This is a genomic window from Rothia sp. P100 (genome assembly GCF_023712425.1).
Taxonomy (GTDB): domain Bacteria; phylum Actinomycetota; class Actinomycetes; order Actinomycetales; family Micrococcaceae; genus Rothia; species Rothia endophytica.
Window position 1 is genome coordinate 1 of the sequence record NZ_JAMAYG010000002.1, and the last position, 16,890, is coordinate 16,890.

At 57.1% G+C, this 16,890-nt stretch carries 14 protein-coding genes and 2 rRNA genes; 12 read left to right on the forward strand and 4 right to left on the reverse strand.

Annotated elements, in window-relative coordinates; translation table 11 throughout:
- The 10 genes from M3668_RS04950 to M3668_RS04995 form a co-directional block, all read left to right on the forward strand.
- A 23S ribosomal RNA gene (locus M3668_RS04950) occupies window positions 1-120 on the forward strand; the annotation flags it as partial.
- 77 nt (window positions 121-197) lie between these two features.
- Window positions 198-314: ribosomal RNA gene (gene rrf / locus M3668_RS04955) — 5S ribosomal RNA — on the forward strand.
- 271 nt (window positions 315-585) lie between these two features.
- Entirely contained in the window at window positions 586-2,601 is a 2,016-nt protein-coding gene (locus tag M3668_RS04960) for a hypothetical protein (RefSeq protein ID WP_251379720.1), read from the forward strand.
- Entirely contained in the window at window positions 2,594-3,595 is a 1,002-nt protein-coding gene (locus M3668_RS04965; RefSeq protein ID WP_251379721.1) for an HAD-IIA family hydrolase, read from the forward strand. Before M3668_RS04960 ends, M3668_RS04965 begins: the two co-directional genes overlap by 8 nt.
- Window positions 3,588-3,725 (forward strand): GTPase, encoded by a 138-nt coding sequence (locus M3668_RS04970; RefSeq protein WP_251379722.1) that lies wholly within the window; start codon window positions 3,588-3,590, stop codon window positions 3,723-3,725. The genes M3668_RS04965 and M3668_RS04970 overlap by 8 nt, the downstream gene beginning before the upstream one ends.
- A 38-nt stretch (window positions 3,726-3,763) precedes the next feature.
- Window positions 3,764-4,498, forward strand: a complete 735-nt coding sequence (locus M3668_RS04975; protein WP_251379723.1) for a TlyA family RNA methyltransferase — start codon at window positions 3,764-3,766, stop codon at window positions 4,496-4,498.
- Between the two features lie 98 nt (window positions 4,499-4,596).
- Window positions 4,597-5,589, forward strand: a complete 993-nt coding sequence (locus M3668_RS04980) for an NAD kinase (protein WP_251379724.1) — start codon at window positions 4,597-4,599, stop codon at window positions 5,587-5,589.
- 3 nt (window positions 5,590-5,592) lie between these two features.
- A complete protein-coding gene (gene recN, locus M3668_RS04985; protein WP_251379725.1) occupies window positions 5,593-7,299 on the forward strand; it encodes a DNA repair protein RecN in 1,707 nt (568 codons plus the stop codon).
- A 56-nt stretch (window positions 7,300-7,355) separates the two neighbouring features.
- Window positions 7,356-8,093: an NUDIX domain-containing protein gene (locus M3668_RS04990; RefSeq protein ID WP_353055966.1), complete on the forward strand. Its 738-nt coding sequence runs from the start codon at window positions 7,356-7,358 to the stop codon at window positions 8,091-8,093.
- Window positions 8,093-9,070: a site-specific tyrosine recombinase XerD gene (locus M3668_RS04995; RefSeq protein WP_251379726.1), complete on the forward strand. Its 978-nt coding sequence runs from the start codon at window positions 8,093-8,095 to the stop codon at window positions 9,068-9,070. Before M3668_RS04990 ends, M3668_RS04995 begins: the two co-directional genes overlap by 1 nt.
- Before the next feature lie 63 nt (window positions 9,071-9,133).
- On the opposite strand, the gene M3668_RS05000 is transcribed toward M3668_RS04995, so the two are convergent.
- The 4 genes from M3668_RS05000 to M3668_RS05015 all read right to left on the reverse strand — a co-directional run bounded on the left by M3668_RS05000 (window position 9,134) and on the right by M3668_RS05015 (window position 13,548).
- Window positions 9,134-10,273: a bifunctional 2-methylcitrate synthase/citrate synthase gene (locus tag M3668_RS05000; RefSeq protein WP_251379727.1), complete on the reverse strand. Its 1,140-nt coding sequence runs from the start codon at window positions 10,271-10,273 to the stop codon at window positions 9,134-9,136.
- A gap of 92 nt (window positions 10,274-10,365) precedes the next feature.
- Complete coding sequence (gene prpB, locus M3668_RS05005; RefSeq protein WP_251379728.1) at window positions 10,366-11,277, reverse strand: methylisocitrate lyase; 912 nt, start codon at window positions 11,275-11,277, stop codon at window positions 10,366-10,368.
- Window positions 11,277-12,797: an MmgE/PrpD family protein gene (locus M3668_RS05010; protein WP_251379729.1), complete on the reverse strand. Its 1,521-nt coding sequence runs from the start codon at window positions 12,795-12,797 to the stop codon at window positions 11,277-11,279. The genes prpB and M3668_RS05010 overlap by 1 nt, the downstream gene beginning before the upstream one ends.
- Before the next feature lie 73 nt (window positions 12,798-12,870).
- A complete protein-coding gene (locus M3668_RS05015) occupies window positions 12,871-13,548 on the reverse strand; it encodes a GntR family transcriptional regulator (protein WP_251379730.1) in 678 nt (225 codons plus the stop codon).
- A gap of 238 nt (window positions 13,549-13,786) precedes the next feature.
- On the opposite strand from M3668_RS05015, the gene M3668_RS05020 reads away from it, so the two are divergent.
- Both M3668_RS05020 and M3668_RS05025 read left to right on the forward strand, forming a co-directional pair.
- Window positions 13,787-15,700 carry a propionyl-CoA synthetase gene (locus tag M3668_RS05020; protein ID WP_251379731.1) on the forward strand — a complete coding sequence of 638 codons (1,914 nt, stop codon included), beginning with the start codon at window positions 13,787-13,789 and terminating at the stop codon, window positions 15,698-15,700.
- A 230-nt stretch (window positions 15,701-15,930) separates the two neighbouring features.
- Complete coding sequence (locus M3668_RS05025) at window positions 15,931-16,791, forward strand: ParA family protein (RefSeq protein ID WP_237202449.1); 861 nt, start codon at window positions 15,931-15,933, stop codon at window positions 16,789-16,791.
- Window positions 16,792-16,890 lie beyond the last annotated feature (99 nt).

The window sequence follows — 16,890 nt, forward strand, 5'->3', positions numbered from 1 at the left end:
TTTCCTAGCGTTTTTTGAACGTGTGAGGATCCCTATAGATGATGGGGTTGATAGGCCAGGTATGGACGCGGGGAATTCCCGTGGAGTTGACTGGTACTAATAGTCCGAAGGCTTACATATTTTTTTTCAGGGTTTGTTGGCTGGTTTGTTTGTGTTTGCGTCCACTGTATGGTTTTGAGATAACAATCTCGCAGGTTTGCGGTGATTATAGCGAGAGGGAGACACCCGGTTCCATTCCGAACCCGGAAGTTAAGGCTCTTTGCGCCGATGGTACTGCACTGGTGACGGTGTGGGAGAGTAGGTCGTTGCCGCAATTATTTTTTCGAGGTAGCTCTTGTCCTTTGTGGGCAGGGGCTATTTTGTTTTAAGGGGGGTGTGTGTTTTTTGGGTGGTTTTTTCTTGGTGGGAACCCCCCTTTTTTTGTATTTAAAGGGGAAACTAAGTAATGAGCGTGTGCCTGAAAACGCATCAACACTAGGTGACCCCACCTCCTTACGAGCACAGACGCCCGATACACTAGGAATCAGTGCATAATAAGAGGTTCTTTAGAAAGAGCCTTACCGCAAAAAGTTTAAAGGAGCATACTTGGCTGACTACTCACGTAACCACTCAGATAACAATCGCGATGGATACAAGAAAAATAACGATCGCCACTCATCTGGTGGAAACCGTTCCCACGGTAATAGCCGTAACGATCGTTCAGATCGTCGTGATGACCGTGGTGGTTTCGGAGGGCGCCGCAACGATCGTGAGCGCTCCTACGGAGGCCGTGATGAACGTGGTGGCTTTGGTAACCGTCGTTCTGATGGTGAGCGTACCTTCCGTGATGACCGCGGCGGTCGCAGCTATGATCGTAATGATCGTGGCGGTTACGGCCAGCGCCGTGAGGATCGCGTAGACGACAGAGACTTCCAGGGCGGTTTCGGTAGACGTCGCAGTTCAAACGACGGAACCCAGCGCAATGACCGTGATAACCGTGGCGGTTTCGGAGGGCGCCGCAACGATGGTGAGCGCTCCTACGGCAGCCGCGATAACCGTGGTGGTTTTGGCGATCGTCGTAATGATCGTTCTGACCGTCGTGATGACCGCGGTGGTTTTGGCGATCGTCGTAATGATCGTTCTGACCGTCGTGATGACCGCGGTGGTTTCGGTAACCGTCGTTCTGATGGTGAGCGCACCTTCCGTGATGACCGCGGCGGTCGCAGCTATGATCGCAATGATCGTGGCGGTTACGGCCAGCGCCGAGATGAGCGAAATGATAACCGCGGTGGTTTTGGCGATCGTCGTAATGATCGTTCTGACCGTCGTGATGACCGCGGCCCTAAGCGTTTTGATGATCGGGGGGACCGCAATAATCACGGCTTTGATAAGCGCCGCAATGACGGTGAACGTTCTTACGGCAACCGTGATGACCGCGGTGGTTTCGGTCCTCGCCGTTCTGACGGTGATCGCCCTCGTGAGGACCGCGGTAACAGGAATTTTGACCGTAATGATCGCGGCGGCAACCGCTCCTACGACAATAACCGTAATGACCGCGGGCCCAAGCGTTTTGACGACCGCGGAGGCCGGGACTCAAACCGTCGTGATGACCGCAGTTTCGACAAGGGCCCTCGCAAAGAATTTAAGCGGGATGACGCCGCGCAGGCACCTGTAGCAGATTACCGCCGCAACTCACCTGAAATTGACACCGATGTAACGGGTCAGGAGCTAGAAAACTGGACCCTGCGTGCGTTGCGCCAGCTCGAAGCTCAAAATGCTGAAGGTGTAGCCAAGCACCTGGTGATGGTAGGGCGCTACATTGATATTGATCCTGAGTTCGCTCTGGAGCACGCTGTTGCAGCTTCAAAGCGAGCTGGTCGTATCGGGCTGGTACGTGAGGTTGTAGGCGTTGCCGCCTACGCTGCTGACGACTACGAGCTGTGCTTACGCGAACTGCGTACTCACCGTCGAATCTCCGGGTCCAATGATCACCTGGCACTGATGGTGGACTGTGAGCGTGCACTGGGCCGTATGGAGAAAGCACTTACCCTGGCCGAAGAGGCTAAGGATGAGGAAGTACCAGCTGCTGTGCGCGCAGAGGTTGCTATCGTGGTTTCCGGTATACACCATGATGCCGGCGAGCTGAAGAAAGCAATTAGCGCCCTAGAGATTCCCGAACTGGATCCTAAGCGCGGCTTTGACTACTCACCCCGCCTGTTTGAGGCCTACGCCGATCTTCTGGAAGAGGACGGCCGTGTTGCTGAAGCACGCCGTTGGGCACGCCTAGCCGTAGTCACCGAGGCTGCCCTGGGCCAGGGAGAATTCGCTGAACCTGAAATCTTCGATATCTTCACTGAGGACGATCTGTTCGAACCCGAAGAAGTGGCCATTGACCTGGAAGACGAAGACCAGGCTGATGACGTGGTGACTGAAGAGCCCAGTGTCGAAGAAGAAATAGCTGAACTGTTGGGCGAAGTAACTGAACCCATTGATGGCGTTGAAGATGATGAAGAGCAGCTAGATGCCGCACTTGCGCAGTCTGCTGTTGAGCAGACCGTGACCGAAGAACAAGCAACTGAAGACTCCCTCTTTGCCGTTGAAGCGGACGATAGCCGTGACTAAGAGCTTGCTTGATGCGCACGATGCAATTCTTTCTGACCTTGACGGCGTAGTCTACGCTGGTCCCTTAGCGATTGAGGGGGCTCCTGATGCGCTCAACCGTGCTCAGGACGCCGGAGTGCAGGTTGCTTTTGTTACCAACAACGCTTCACGGAGCGTTGATGCGGTTGCTGCGCACCTGGTAGAGCTGGGCGTCACGACTGACGCTGAACACGTTATCAGCTCTGCTCAGGCAGCTGCTGAGCTTCTGGCTGCACAGCTACCCGCAGGCGCTAAGGTGCTAATTACAGGGGCCCAGGCGTTAGCGGACTGCGTTCAAGCTGCCGGTCTTACCCCGGTTCGATCGCAGCACGATGAGCCGGTCGCTGTAGCTCAGGGCTTTAACCCCAAGATGGTGTGGGAAGACCTCGCTGAGGCTGCCTACACCTTAGCCGATAAATCTGTGCTCTGGGTTGCCTCCAATACGGATTTCACTATCCCCAAGGAGCGCGGTATCGCTCCGGGGAATGGGACCCTCGTCGGTGCTGTTGCCACAGCTACTGGGCGTCAACCCCAGGTGGCAGGTAAGCCCGAGTCACCGATCTTTACCACCGCTGCGCAGAAGCTGGGCTCTACCAGTCCGGTGGTTGTGGGTGACCGTCTGGATACCGATATTCAAGGTGGAAATAGGGCACAGATAGCAACCGCTATGGTGATGACCGGCGTTGATACCTACCAGTCGGTGCTGGCTGCCATTACCATCGAGCGTCCGACTTACATTATTGAAACCCTGGAGGGCTTTTTTGAGCCCTATCCGCAAATCGATGTGGAGGTTACCCCTACTGGAGCAAGAGCAGAAGCCGCTGGCTTTGTTGCTGAGGTGAAGGGGAACGAACTGACTCTGAACGGAGCCGGTGCAGAGGTCGATAGCTGGCGAGTTGCCTGCGCAGCCTGGTGGGTAGCTCACCCAGACGTGCACGAGGCTCCCAAAGCTCCTGAGGTATTCAACCGTGGCTAAAGAAGAGCCTAGCGTAGAGCTAGACCCTGAATTTGAAGCCGCTTTAGAAGCTGCCCTGGCACTGGACCCCAGCGAACGAATCGACCGTTACGCCAGGTTAGCTGAAGAGCTGCAGGAAAGCCTCAACTAGCTGCTGAGGCTAATACACTACATAAGGAAACGGGCAATATGAGACTTGACCACTACATGGTGCAGGCGGGTATTGCCCGTTCTCGTACCCTGGCTATTAAGATGATTGACGCTGACCTGGTGAATGTCAACGGTCAGCCTGCCACCAAGGCTGGCCAGAAAGTGCGGGAGGGTGATACCGTCAGCATCACCCGCAGCGAGCTGACCGAGTACGTCAGTCGTGCCGGACATAAACTGGCCGGTGCTCTCGATACCTTTACGGGCATTACCGTAGAGGGCAAACGCTGCCTGGACGCTGGTGCATCAACCGGCGGTTTCACCGACGTCCTGCTGCGGCGGGGTGCCACCCTGGTGGCAGCGGTGGACGTTGGGCACAGTCAACTGGTACCTGAGCTGAGGGAACACCCCAAAGTTGATGTGTATGAGGGCATGAACGTGCGCCACATGGACTCAGAAGATATTGGTGGCCAGGTGGACCTGACGGTCACTGACCTATCTTTCATCTCTCTGACCAAGGTGCTTGAACCTCTAGCAGAAGTGACCCGGGCAGGTGGAGATCTCGTGCTGATGGTAAAGCCACAATTCGAGGTCGGAAGTGCTCGTGTAGGCAGGGGCGGCGTGGTCACAGACCCCCAAGCACGCCAGGATGCTGTTAACTCGGTGCGGGCCTGTGCCGAAGAGTACGGATTAGTTATCAGGGGGCAGGAAGAGAGCTCGCTCCCCGGTCAGGACGGTAATGTCGAATTTTTCCTCTGGTGCCACAAACCGGAGTAACCCACCAAAACACCGAATTTTCGAATAAATGTTCGAAAACTTCGGTGTTTTGTGTTTCTAGTGAGGAAAAAAGAGCTACTTTCAGCTAGCCTAAAACTGTGAATGAAACTAGCGCCCCCGTGTTCATAGACGGTAACGATACTCGCAAGATTTTAGTTTTTGCCCACACCGGGCGAAGCGAAGCCCGAGACGCTGCCCGGGCGGCCTGTGCCCAGCTGCATGCGGCGGGTTTGGTGCCGGTGATGAACCGAGCGGACCTTGAAGCGCTGACCCAGAGATGGCAGAACCCTGTGCCCGTGGCGGTCGCACACGAAAGTGTTGCTCTCAACGAGATTGAACTGGGCGTGGTGCTGGGTGGGGATGGTTCTATTCTGCGCGCAGCCGAGATGATCCGGCACACCCAAATCCCCTTGGTGGGCGTCAACTTGGGTCACGTGGGCTTCCTTGCAGAAGCGGAAGAGTTTGACCTTGCTGAAACAGTAGACCGCATTGTCTCCGGCGACTATACCGTTGAAGAGCGCATGGCCATTGACGTTAAGGTCTGGAAAGGCGGGGAAAAAATCCTCGATACCTGGGCGCTGAACGAGGCCAGCGTTGAAAAAGGTAACCGCCAGAAAATGATTGAAGTAGTCATTGAGGTCGATCGCCGCCCGCTCTCAGGCTTTGGCTGTGACGGGGTGGTGCTGGCAACGCCCACCGGCTCAACAGCCTATGCCTTCTCTGGGGGAGGGCCCATTATCTGGCCCAGCGTTGAAGCCATGCTCATGGTTCCCTTATCTGCCCACGCGCTCTTTGCTCGGCCACTGGTGACTGCCCCGACCTCGATGATGGCGGTCGAGCTGCTACCCACCAACGGTGCTGAAGGTGTACTCTGGTGCGACGGGCGCCGAACCCGCGATTTACCGCCCGGGGCCCGTATCGAGGTGACGCGATCGTCCAAACCGGTGCGCCTAGCCCGTATGCACCCGGCTCCCTTCTCTGAGCGTCTGGTCCGAAAGTTTGAGCTACCTACTACCGGTTGGCGAGGCCCCAGTACGGCTAGCCCTGCCACATCGGCCTTGCCCATTAGCCGCCCCAGCCCAGGAGTATAGCCCGTGATTGAAGAGATTCATCTGCGCGATTTAGGGGTCATCACCGATGCCCGCCTTCCCCTAGAACCGGGCTTCTCTGTGCTGACCGGTGAGACTGGTGCTGGTAAGACCATGGTGGTTACCGCGCTGGGGATGCTACTGGGCGCACGTTCTGATGCCTCCAGCGTGCGCAATGGGGCTTCTAGCGCTTTGGCTGAGGCCGTCATTAAACTGCCAGCGGGGCACAGAGCCATTGGGCTAGCCGATGACGCCGGGGGATCAACTGAGGAACTGGAAGATGGTTCTTGTGAACTACTGTTGGCGAGAACCGTTAATGCTTCGGGGCGCTCTCGTGCCCATGTGGGCGGGGTTTCAGCCCCTATTGGGACGCTAGCTGATATCGGGCATACGCTGGTGGCAGTGCACGGTCAGTCAGATCAGTTGCGCCTCAAGTCTTCTGCCGAGCAGCGTCATGCCCTAGATTCTTGTGCCGGTAAAAAACTTGGAAGCCTACTCGCTCAATACGAGAAGAACTACGAACGCTTCAAGCAGGCTGCTGGTGAGCTACGGGATGTGCGAGAAAATACTCGCGCCCGCGCCTTGGAAGCACAGACTTTGCAGGGCGCTCTAGCAGAAATTGACAGCGTCAACCCTCTTGAAGGTGAGGATCAGGCTCTCTACGCAGAGAGCCAAAAACTCACCAATGTTGAGTCTCTACGTCTGGCCGCCACCACTGCCTCAGCTGCTCTGGCCGGTACCGAATACGGGGATGCTGATGCCCCTAACGTGCTGGGGTTGCTGGATTCAGCCCGTACTGCGCTAGCCTCTGAATCGGATGCCGATGAAGACCTTAAAACTCTTTCTGATCGACTTAATGAGGCTTTGATTCACATCACCGATATCGCCGAAGAGGTATCAGCCTACACCTCCGGTCTAGATTCTGAAGGCCCTGAACGCCTGGCAGAAGTAGAACACCGACGCGCCCAACTCAAAGGTCTCACCCGCAAGTACGGGGCGGATATCGCAGAGGTTCTGGCCTGGGCTGAAGAATCACGTGCCCGCCTTGATACTCTCGGTGATGACCCGGCCCGCCAGGAAACCCTGGAAGCTGAATTGCGTGAACTTCGTGAGACTCTAGGGGAGCAGGCACGGGCTCTCATGGAACTACGCCGTACAGCTGCCTCAAAGCTAGCTGCTGCCGTCAGCGAAGAACTAACTGCCCTTGCCATGCCCAATGCTTCACTGGTGGTTAAGGTCGAAGAGACCGAGAAATTCAACCGCTTCGGTAAAGATGCCGTGACTTTTATGCTGGCACCCCATCGCCAGGCCGTTCCGCGGCCCCTGGGCAAAGGCGCATCAGGGGGTGAATTATCCCGCGTCATGTTGGCTCTTGAAGTTGTGCTTTCTGAGGTGGACCCGGTGCCCACCTTTATCTTTGACGAGGTGGACTCCGGCGTCGGCGGTAAAGCAGCCATCGAAATCGGCCGCCGCCTGGCCATGTTGGCCAAGAACGTGCAGGTGCTGGTCGTCACCCACCTGCCGCAGGTGGCAGCTTTCGCTGACCAGCACATCCTGGTGCTTAAGAATGATGATGCTTCACTGTCCAAGGTGAATGTGCTCTCTACCGAAGAACGCGTGGTTGAGCTGGCCCGCATGCTCTCGGGGCACGATCAGTCAGCATCTGCACAAGAACACGCCCGTGAGCTGCTGGAAGCAGCCGGGCAGCTCTAAAGTCTTGGGCTAAAGATATGCCCATCAGACCAGTCGACGTTTGAGAAGGAGAAGCTATGAAGCAGCAGGTAAGCCGTAAGGACGGCACAGCGCCGCGTATTGACGCCCGTCAGGAGGCAGTCGACCAGCAGATGCTAGCCGATGTGGTGAACCCACGTTTCGTGCAGAAATCTGAGACCAAGTTCGAGGGCTTCATCTGGGACGTGGTGCGCGATGACTTCTCCCTTACCGAGGATGGAGAGTCGATGGGGCGGGACTACATCACCCACCCCGGCGCGGTGGCTATCGTGGTGCTCAACGAGAAGAACCAGGTGCTTTTGATTAACCAGTACCGCCAGCCAGTGGGCATGAACCTGTGGGAAATTCCTGCCGGCATGCTCGATATCGCCGGCGAGGAGCCCCTGACCGCAGCTCGGCGTGAGCTAGCTGAGGAAACCTTCCTGCAAGCCGAGCGCTGGGACACTCTCATGGAATACCATAACTCACCGGGTTGCTCGACCGAAGCAAACAGGGTTTTCCTGGCCCGAGGTATTAGCGAAATCCCCCATGAGGAGAAGCAGGAGCGCGAGGGGGAGGAAGCTGAAATTGTGGCCCGCTGGTTCGATATGGACGAGGTCGTAGCCGCGATCCTGGCGGCGAGGTTACATTCGCCCAGCACGATTATGGGTGTGTTGGCAGCCCACGCTGCATCCTTGAGCAACTTTAAAACTCTAACTCCGGCGGATGCACCCTGGCCTGCTCACCCCTACCTGCGAGACCCCGATACCCGCGGTTCGTTGGGGAGCCTGCGCTAGTGCCCCAACCCCGCCCCACGGAACTTGAACGCTCCATCGAAAGCTACCTCCAGTACCTGGGGCTAGAACGAGGACTAGCTAAGAACACCCTCGCCGCCTACGGGCGGGATTTAAACCGTTACCGGGACTACCTGGCAAGTGTAGGTGTAATTGCCCCGCGGTTTATCACTAAAAAACACGTGCGGGACTTTGCTGTAGCCTGTGCTGAGACCCCCTCAGCATCAGGAAAACCGCTGAGCCAGCGCTCTATCGCCCGCATCATCGTGGGGGTGAGAGGCGCCCATAAATTCTGGTTGCGAGAGAACGTTACAACGATTGACCCTGCCGCCGGGGTACAGCCACCGACGCCGGGGGCGCGCCTGCCCAAAGCAGTCCCTGTAGAGCAAGTAACTCGCCTGCTCGAAGCACCTGATATCACCACTGAGGTTGGGCTGAGGGATCGTGCCATTCTAGAGTTTCTCTATTCCACCGGTGCACGTATTTCTGAAGTAATCAATGTTGACTTAGATGACGTGGTTTTTGACAGGGAGAGCGAGAACACCGGTACAGAGAGCACAGCCAGTGTTCCCGCTGTTGCCCGCCTTTTTGGCAAAGGGAACAAAGAGCGGGTAGTCCCCGTTGGATCCTACGCAGCCAGGGCGATTGAGGACTATCGAGTGCGCTCGCGGCCCTCACTAGCTTCCAAAGGTAAGGGCACCCCGGCTCTCTTCCTGAATGCTCGAGGGGGCAGGCTGACCCGTCAGGGAGCCTATCTCATTCTCAAAAAACACGCTGAACGTGCCAAGCTACCGGGTGAGATTTCACCCCACACCCTGCGTCATTCCTTCGCCACTCACCTGCTTGAAGGTGGAGCCGATATTCGCGTGGTCCAGGAACTTTTGGGGCATGCCTCGGTCACCACCACCCAGGTCTACACCAAGGTTACCGCTGATACCCTGCGCGAAGTTTTTGCTGCTCACCACCCCCGGGCACAATAAAACCGCGGTGCCCCATGAACTTTCATATCATGGAGCACCGCGGTTTGAGACTAGAACATCACGCTAGGGCAGCTGCCGCTCTTCCACACCGTTATAGGCAGAAAGCGGGCGAATCAGCGAGTTGTTAGCGCGCTGTTCCAGTATGTGCGCCGTCCAACCGGTGATGCGGGAACAGACGAAGATAGGAGTGAAGGTGGGGGTATCGAAGCCCATCAGATGGTAGGTGGGGCCGGCAGGGTAGTCCAGGTTGGGCTTGATTCCCTTGGCTTCGTCCATTGACTCTGCCAGACCTTTATAGAGACCGATGAGATCGTGGCGGCCATAGTGCTCCACCATATCGAAGAAGGACTTCTGCATGGTAGGAACACGGGAGTCACCCTTCTTGTAGACGCGGTGCCCAAAGCCCATGACCTTCTTTTTTTCAGCTAGTGCGGCGTCCATCCAAGCCTTTGCCCGCGCCTTGGCATCAGCTTCGCTCTCACCCTCATTCACACCGATTTCATCAAAGGTGTGCTGGACTGCTTCATTCGCGCCGCCGTGCAGGGGGCCCTTGAGGGCACCGATGGCACCGGTGACTGCGGAATGAAGGTCAGACAGGGAAGAAGTGATGACGCGGGCGGTGAAGGTCGAGGCGTTGAAGGAATGCTCTGCGTACAAGACCATGGAAACATTGAAAGCGGTCTTGACCTCAGCTACGGGTACCTCACCGAAGGCCATGTAGAGGAAGTTGTCACAGTAGTCCAGCTCCTCGCGAGGCTCGATAACATCCTGGCCCCGGCGGCGGCGTTGGTCGTAGCAGACCACGGCCGGCATGGTGGCAAAAAGTTCCCATGCCTTGCGTAGCTCATTTTCGGGGGAGAGGTCTTCGCTCTGGGGATCGGTAGCACCCAGGAAGGAGGTTGCGGTGCGGCAGACATCCATGGGGTGGCAGTCGGTGGGCAAAGCATCAATCACAGCTTTGAGACCGGGGGAGAGCGCACGGTGGCTACGCTCGAAAGCGGTAAATTCTTCTAGTTGTTCAGCGGTGGGAAGCTCACCGTTCCAGAGTAGGAGGGCTACCTTTTCAAAAGGGACCTCAGCGAGCTGCTGCACCGGGTAGCCGCGGTAGAGCAGGGAATTGGTCTCAGCGTTGACCTTGGAAACAGCGGTGTAGTCGGCAACGACGCCGGCTAGTCCGCGTTTGACGTCCAACTGTTCTGACATGGGTTTCTCCTTTGAATCTGTCAGTGCTCGAAAGTGGAGGCGTCCGCCCGGCCGAGCGTTAATACCGGGCGGACGCTGGGGCGCGGGAACCGCTAGGATGTGAACCGGTCAGGGACCTCAAAGTTGAAGATGCCGGTATCGAACTGATTGTAGGCCTCGTAATCAACGAGGTCGTAGAGACGGGCGCGGGTCAGCATCTTATCGACGTATCCCTCCTGGGTTCCCGTTGAGGCGATGGTGTCCAGGACACCTTCCATTGCTCCCAGGGAGGAGCGCAGCAGGGTGACGGGGTAGATGATCATGTTGATACCTACGGCCGCTAGCTGCTCCTTGGTGAAGAGCTCACTTTTACCAAACTCCGTCATGTTGGCTAGGACCGGCACATCCACCGCGTTGCAGACAGCCTCAAACTCGCTGAGATCTTTCATCGCTTCGGGGAAGATTGCATCGGCCCCAGCGTCCACGAGAGCCTTGATACGGTCGATGGTCTCTTCAAGCGATGAGATACCGCGCAAGTCGGTGCGTGCCATAATGAGGAAGTTGGGATCCCTGCGGGCTTCTGCCGCCGCTCTAATACGCTTCGTAGCGGTTTCAAGATCAACCATGTTCTTGTTGTCAAGGTGGCCGCAGCGCTTGGGGTTGAACTGGTCCTCAATGTGGCAGCCAGCCAGCCCATACTCTTCAAATTCTTGAATAGTGCGGGCAACGTTCATGGGTTCGCCGAAGCCGGTGTCAGCGTCCACAATGGCAGGTAGGTTGGTGACGCGGGCAATCTGCCCGGCGCGCTGGGCAACCTCAGAGAGGGTAGTTAGCCCGACGTCGGGGAAACCCAGCTCGTTAGCCAGTACAGCACCCGAGATGTAGACTCCGTCAAACTTCTTCTCTTCAATCAGGCGAGCAGAGAGGGGGGTGTAAGCACCCGGGAACTGTTTAATGTCACCCGATGCCAGCATTTTGCGGAGCTCTAGGCGCTTCTGAGCAGGGGTTTTCTGAGCGTACAGCATTAGAAGATGCCTCCCTTACCGGTTTCCAGCTCGATGCTGGCGGTGATGTTCAGAGCGTCCAGCTCACCGTCCTTGAGGTGAGCCAGGTTCTCAGCAGCCTCCAGGAAGCGGTTCTGCTCAGCTTCAGAAACCTTACCCTCAGCCAGCTTGCGGAACTTACCGATGTAGTCCTTGCGGGCGAAGGGGCGGGCCCCCAGTGGGTGGGCGTCAGCAACAGCGATTTCTTCGCTGAAAGTCTCGCCATTGGTGAGTTTGATTTCTACGCGGCCACCGAAGGCCTTTTCTGCAACGTCGGTGGAGTGGTAGCGACGGGTCCACTCGGCGTCCTCAGCGGTGGTGACCTTGTGCCAGAGAGCTACAGTGTCCGCCCGTTGAGCCCGCTCGGGGGCGTAGGAGCCAACGTGGTCCCACTCGCCGTCCTGCAGCATGACGGTGAAGATGTAGGGGATGGAATGATCCAGGGTCTCGCGGGTAGCAGTGGGATCGTACTTCTGAGGGTCATTTGCGCCCGAGCCAATGACGTAGTGGGTGTGGTGGCTGGTGTGTAGCACGATGGATTCGATGTTCTCGGGGTGAGCAAACTCGGGGTGTTCGCGGTTAAGCTTACGTGCGAGGTCGATCCAAGCCTGTGCCTGGTACTCCGCCGAGTGTTCCTTGGTGTAGGTGTCTAGGATCGCGCGCTTGGCTTCGCCTGCCTCTGGCAGAGGCACCTCGTAGAGGGCGTCGGGGCCATCCAGCATCCAAGCGATGACGCCGTCCTCACCTTCGTAGATGGGAACGGGGGAAGTCTGGCCGCGCATTGCACGGTCAACAGCTTCAACCGCCATCTTGCCGGCGAAGGCGGGGGCATGTGCCTTCCAGGTTGAAATTTCGCCCTTACGAGACTGGCGGGTAGCGGTGGTGGTATGCAGGCCCTGGCCAATGGCCTGGAAGATGGTCTCCGTGTCCAGACCCAGCAGGGTGCCGATACCGGCTGAAGCTGAGGGACCAATGTGGGCCACATGGTCAATTTTGTGCTTGTGCAGGCAGATCGCCTTAACCAGGTCTACCTGAATCTCGTAACCGGTAGCGATACCGCGGATGAGGTCGCGGCCGTTGCTCCCCACGTGCTGAGCAACTGCCAGAATGGGGGGAATATTATCGCCAGGGTGAGAGTACTCAGCTGCCAGGAAAGTGTCGTGGTAGTCCAGTTCGCGGACCGCAACACCGTTAGCCCAGGCTGCCCATTCGGGAGAGACCTTCTTGCTGGCAGCGTCCACACCGAAAATTCCTGCGCCGCTACCACCGGGGCCAGCCGCGTGGGCCAGTGCCTGGTCGCGAGCAGAAATGATAGGCCCGCGGTTAAGGGAGGCGATAGCAACCGAAGCGTTATCGATGACACGGTTAATCACCATCTCTTCAACTTCGGGGAGCACCTCTACCGGATCGGTAGCAACCAGAGCCATTTTGTAGGCAAGCTGCTCTTCGCGGGGGAGGTTTTCTTCTGAGCGGTAAACACGAACCTTGTGGTTGACTGTCATAGGGTTATCTCTCTTTCATCATGTCGTTTTGTAGAGGTGGACGCCGGTAGCAGCTCCGCTACCAGCGGTAGATTTAGGGGTGGGCAGCTACTTCAAAGAGACCGTGCTGCTCTTGGGAGGCGGCTGCCTCTTCGATAGCGAAGAGTGCGTTGGCCAGGTGCAGCCGTGTAGCGGCTTCAGCCAGTTGCGCGTCCTGAGAGGCAATGCAACGAGCTATCTGGGCATGTTCATCAGCGGCCTGGGCTAACCTGACGGGGTTGGTCTTTGACAGCTTCCTAATGCGGGTTAGCTGGGTACGTAAGGTTAATTGAACCTGGTAGAGATAGCGGTTAGCTGCCGCCGCATCAATGGCAGTATCTAACTCATCGACCAGAGCATAGTACTCAGCAATATTCCCTTGACCCGCAGCTAGAATAGCTGCCGCTTGCTTAAACCGCTCCGCAAGACGCATAAAGCGGGTGGCATCCCCACGGCCGGCAGCTAGAGCGGCGGCGGTGCAATCTAATGAAACCCTTAACTCAAAGAGCGAGTAGACATTTTCAAGAGAAATAGGGGCAACGATGACGCCGCGCCCCGGTGCTGGCTCCGCAAGGCCGTCCGAGAGTAACCGCGAGATTGCTTCGCGGATAGGTGTACGTGAAACTCCCAGTCGTTCAGACTGCTCTACTTCTACAATCACAGAACCAGGTGAGAGCGTTCCCTCCATGATGTCGCTGCGCAGGCTCTGGTAGGCAAGATCGCTAGCTCTCATCAGCTCATCCTCTCGGTGTGATACGGCACATGGTGTTGTGCTGACACCACCATAAAACGCAAACACCCCTTTTGTATACATTGAGCGCCAATATTTCTTCTGGATGGCAGATTTTTACGGAAAAAATGAAAAACCCTGAAATTTTGTATACAAATTATTGCTTATTGTGATGACTAGCACTAAATTTATCTCAACCCCTCCCGCCACACACCACCCAACGCCCCTCAGGAGTAATCCGATGACCACCTACCAAGAAACCTACCGGGCAAGTATTGAGACCCCAGAAAAATTCTGGCTTGAGCAAGCCGAGAACATCACCTGGGTCACCAAACCTCAGACCATCATCGACGATAGCGCTGCACCCATCTACCGCTGGTTCCCAGACGGTGAACTTAATACCTGCTACAACGCAGTAGACCGGCACATTGAGGCAGGGCGAGGCAATCAGACCGCAATTATTTACGATTCAGCCATGCTGGGCACCCGCCAAGAAATCAGCTACGCCGAACTCAAGAAAGATGTTGAGCTTTTCGCCGGCGCGCTCGCCAACGCCGGTGTAGGCAAGGGCGATCGTGTGCTGATTTATATGCCCATGATTCCCCAGGCTCACGTCGCCATGCTGGCAACAGCCCGCCTGGGCGCCGTCCACTCGGTGGTTTTCGGCGGCTTCGCACCTGCTGAACTAGCCTCCCGTATTAATGACTGCTCGCCCACCGTGATTGTGACCGCTTCAGGCGGTGTTGAACCTCGCCGTCGCATTGAGTACATTCCCGCGGTAGAAAAGGCGATGGATCTATCGGCGAGCAAACCCAGTGCAGTGCTGGTGTTCGAGCGGGAAGGCTTCGAGCATACGGTAGAAGAAGCTGAGCAGAAGGCTAAAGACACTGGCGGTGCGGTTACCTGGCAGTCTGCAGGTGATGCCATGGCAGCAGCGCAGCCCCATGAGCCGGTGACCGTCAAGGCAACCGACCCTCTCTACATCCTCTATACCTCGGGTACCACTGGCGCACCAAAAGGCGTCGTGCGAGATAACGGCGGGCACGCAGTCGCCCTCGCCTGGACCATGAAGAACATCTACGATGTTGGCCCCGGTGAGGTGCTCTGGTGTGCCTCGGACGTCGGATGGGTGGTTGGGCATTCTTACATCGTGTACGGCCCCCTCATCGCTGGCGCAACCAGTGTGCTCTATGAAGGCAAGCCGGTAGGCACCCCCGATGCCGGCGCCTTCTGGCGCGTTATTCAGGACTCGAACGCAAAGTCTCTCTTTACCGCCCCCACCGCCCTGCGCGCTATCCGTAAAGCTGACCCTGAGGCTTCACTGCTGGCAGACTATGATACATCTTCACTGAAACTGCTCTTTGTTGCCGGGGAACGCCTAGACCCCGAGACCTACCACTGGGCCACCGAGAAGCTGGGTGTACCTGTAATCGATAACTGGTGGCAGACCGAAACCGGGTGGGCTATCGCAGCTAACCCCCGCGGGCTTGAAGCTCTACCCCTCAAACCTGGCTCACCCTCAGTGCCTAGTCCGGGCTATAATTTGCAGGTGTTAGACCCCTTCGGTGAACCAGTCGGCCCGGGAGAGGAAGGCAACCTTGCCATTAAACTCCCCATGCCTCCGGGTAACCTGCCTACGCTCTGGGGGAACGATGACCGCTTTATCTCCTCCTACCTTGAAGCGTTTGAAGGCTACTACGCCACCGGCGACAGCGGCTACATTGATGAGGACGGCTACGTCTTCGTGATGGGACGCACAGACGACGTCATCAACGTTTCAGGCCACCGCCTTTCAACCGGTGCCATGGAGCAGGTGCTGGCAGCGCACCCGGCAGTTGCTGAGTGCGCGGTCATCGGTCTCGCTGACCAGCTCAAGGGCCAACGTCCCGCTGGTTACGTGGTGCTCAAAACAGGGGCTGACATCAGTGAAGAGCAGTTGGCTAGCGAGCTCATTGCCAGCGTCCGCAATGATATTGGTGCGGTTGCTGACTTCAAGGACGTCAAAATCGTTGAGGGGCTACCCAAAACCCGATCAGGCAAGATTCTGCGCAAAACCATGCGGCAGATTGCTGATGGAGAGGACTACAAGGTGCCTTCAACCATCGAGGATATGGCGGTGCTGGACGATATTGCCAAGGTACTTAAGTCCCAATAGGACCACCACATCAGTGAAGAGATGACCGTGCTTGTTGCGGTCGAGTGTCCAGCTTTCAGCTCCACGCTCGACCGTAACAAACACGGTCATTTTACGTACTGAAGGGATGAGGGTAGAGGGTGCTATATTGGCCTTCAAAAACCGCTGAGGCTCTGATAAATACCCTCGGTTTGCCGCACCCAGTAGACTGATGGGTAAAAGTGTTTAAATAAAACTAAAGGTGAGTACCAGTGACTGAAACCGGAGCAGAGCAGCTCGGCCCCACCGGCCGCCCCCTGCGCGTCTACCCCGACCCCGCACCGCTTGACACCCACGGCCCGGCCCGCATCATTTCGATGGTGAACCAAAAGGGTGGCGTCGGCAAAACAACCTCGACCATCAACCTGGGCGCTGCACTGGCTGAAGTCGGACGTCGCGTTCTCCTGGTGGACTTTGACCCCCAGGGTGCGCTCTCGGCAGGTTTCGGAGCCAACCCCCACGAACTTGAGCTGACTGTCTACAACGTCATGATGGACCGCAAGGTCAATGTGCGTGACGTCATTCTAGAAACGGGCGTGCCCAACGTCGACCTGTTGCCCGCCAACATTGACCTTTCGGCAGCAGAAGTGCAGCTGGTCAACGAGGTCGCCCGTGAGCAGGTTCTTGCTTCTGCCCTGCGCGCCGTTGAAAACGACTACGACGTCATTTTGATCGACTGCCAGCCCTCACTGGGGCTACTGACCGTCAACGCACTGACCGCCAGCCACGGCGTTATCATCCCGCTCATCTGCGAATTCTTTGCCTTGCGTGCCGTTGCCCTGCTGGTGGACTCCATCGAAAAGGTGCAGGACCGCCTCAACCCCAAGCTGGAAATTGACGGCGTGCTGGCCACCATGTTTGATTCCCGCACCCTGCACTCCAAAGAGGTGCTAGCCCGCATTGTTGATGCCTTCGGAGACAAGGTCTTTGACACGGTCATCAAACGAACCGTCAAATTCCCCGACGCCTCGGTGTCCGCAGAGCCCATCCTCTCTTACGCATCGAATCACCCCGGCGCGGATGCCTACCGCCAGCTGGCCCGCGAACTCATTTCACGGGGCGGAGCGCCCTAACATCAGGGCAACCTACCACCACTTGCTTTCAAGACCAGGACGCCTCAGCGGGCGTCCTGGTGTATCTTTAGGGGGTTGCTGTGGGCGAGCTATCGCTCA

Bases quoted from the DNA above. Each gene is read 5' to 3' on its own strand.
- M3668_RS04975 (WP_251379723.1), top strand. From the start codon at position 3,764: ATGAGACTTGACCACTACATGGTGCAGGCGGGTATTGCCCGTTCTCGT.
- M3668_RS04990 (WP_353055966.1), top strand. From the start codon at position 7,356: ATGAAGCAGCAGGTAAGCCGTAAGGACGGCACAGCGCCGCGTATTGAC.
- M3668_RS05000 (WP_251379727.1), bottom strand. From the start codon at position 10,273: ATGTCAGAACAGTTGGACGTCAAACGCGGACTAGCCGGCGTCGTTGCC.
- prpB (WP_251379728.1), bottom strand. From the start codon at position 11,277: ATGCTGTACGCTCAGAAAACCCCTGCTCAGAAGCGCCTAGAGCTCCGC.
- M3668_RS05010 (WP_251379729.1), bottom strand. From the start codon at position 12,797: ATGACAGTCAACCACAAGGTTCGTGTTTACCGCTCAGAAGAAAACCTC.
- M3668_RS05015 (WP_251379730.1), bottom strand. From the start codon at position 13,548: ATGAGAGCTAGCGATCTTGCCTACCAGAGCCTGCGCAGCGACATCATG.
- M3668_RS05020 (WP_251379731.1), top strand. From the start codon at position 13,787: ATGACCACCTACCAAGAAACCTACCGGGCAAGTATTGAGACCCCAGAA.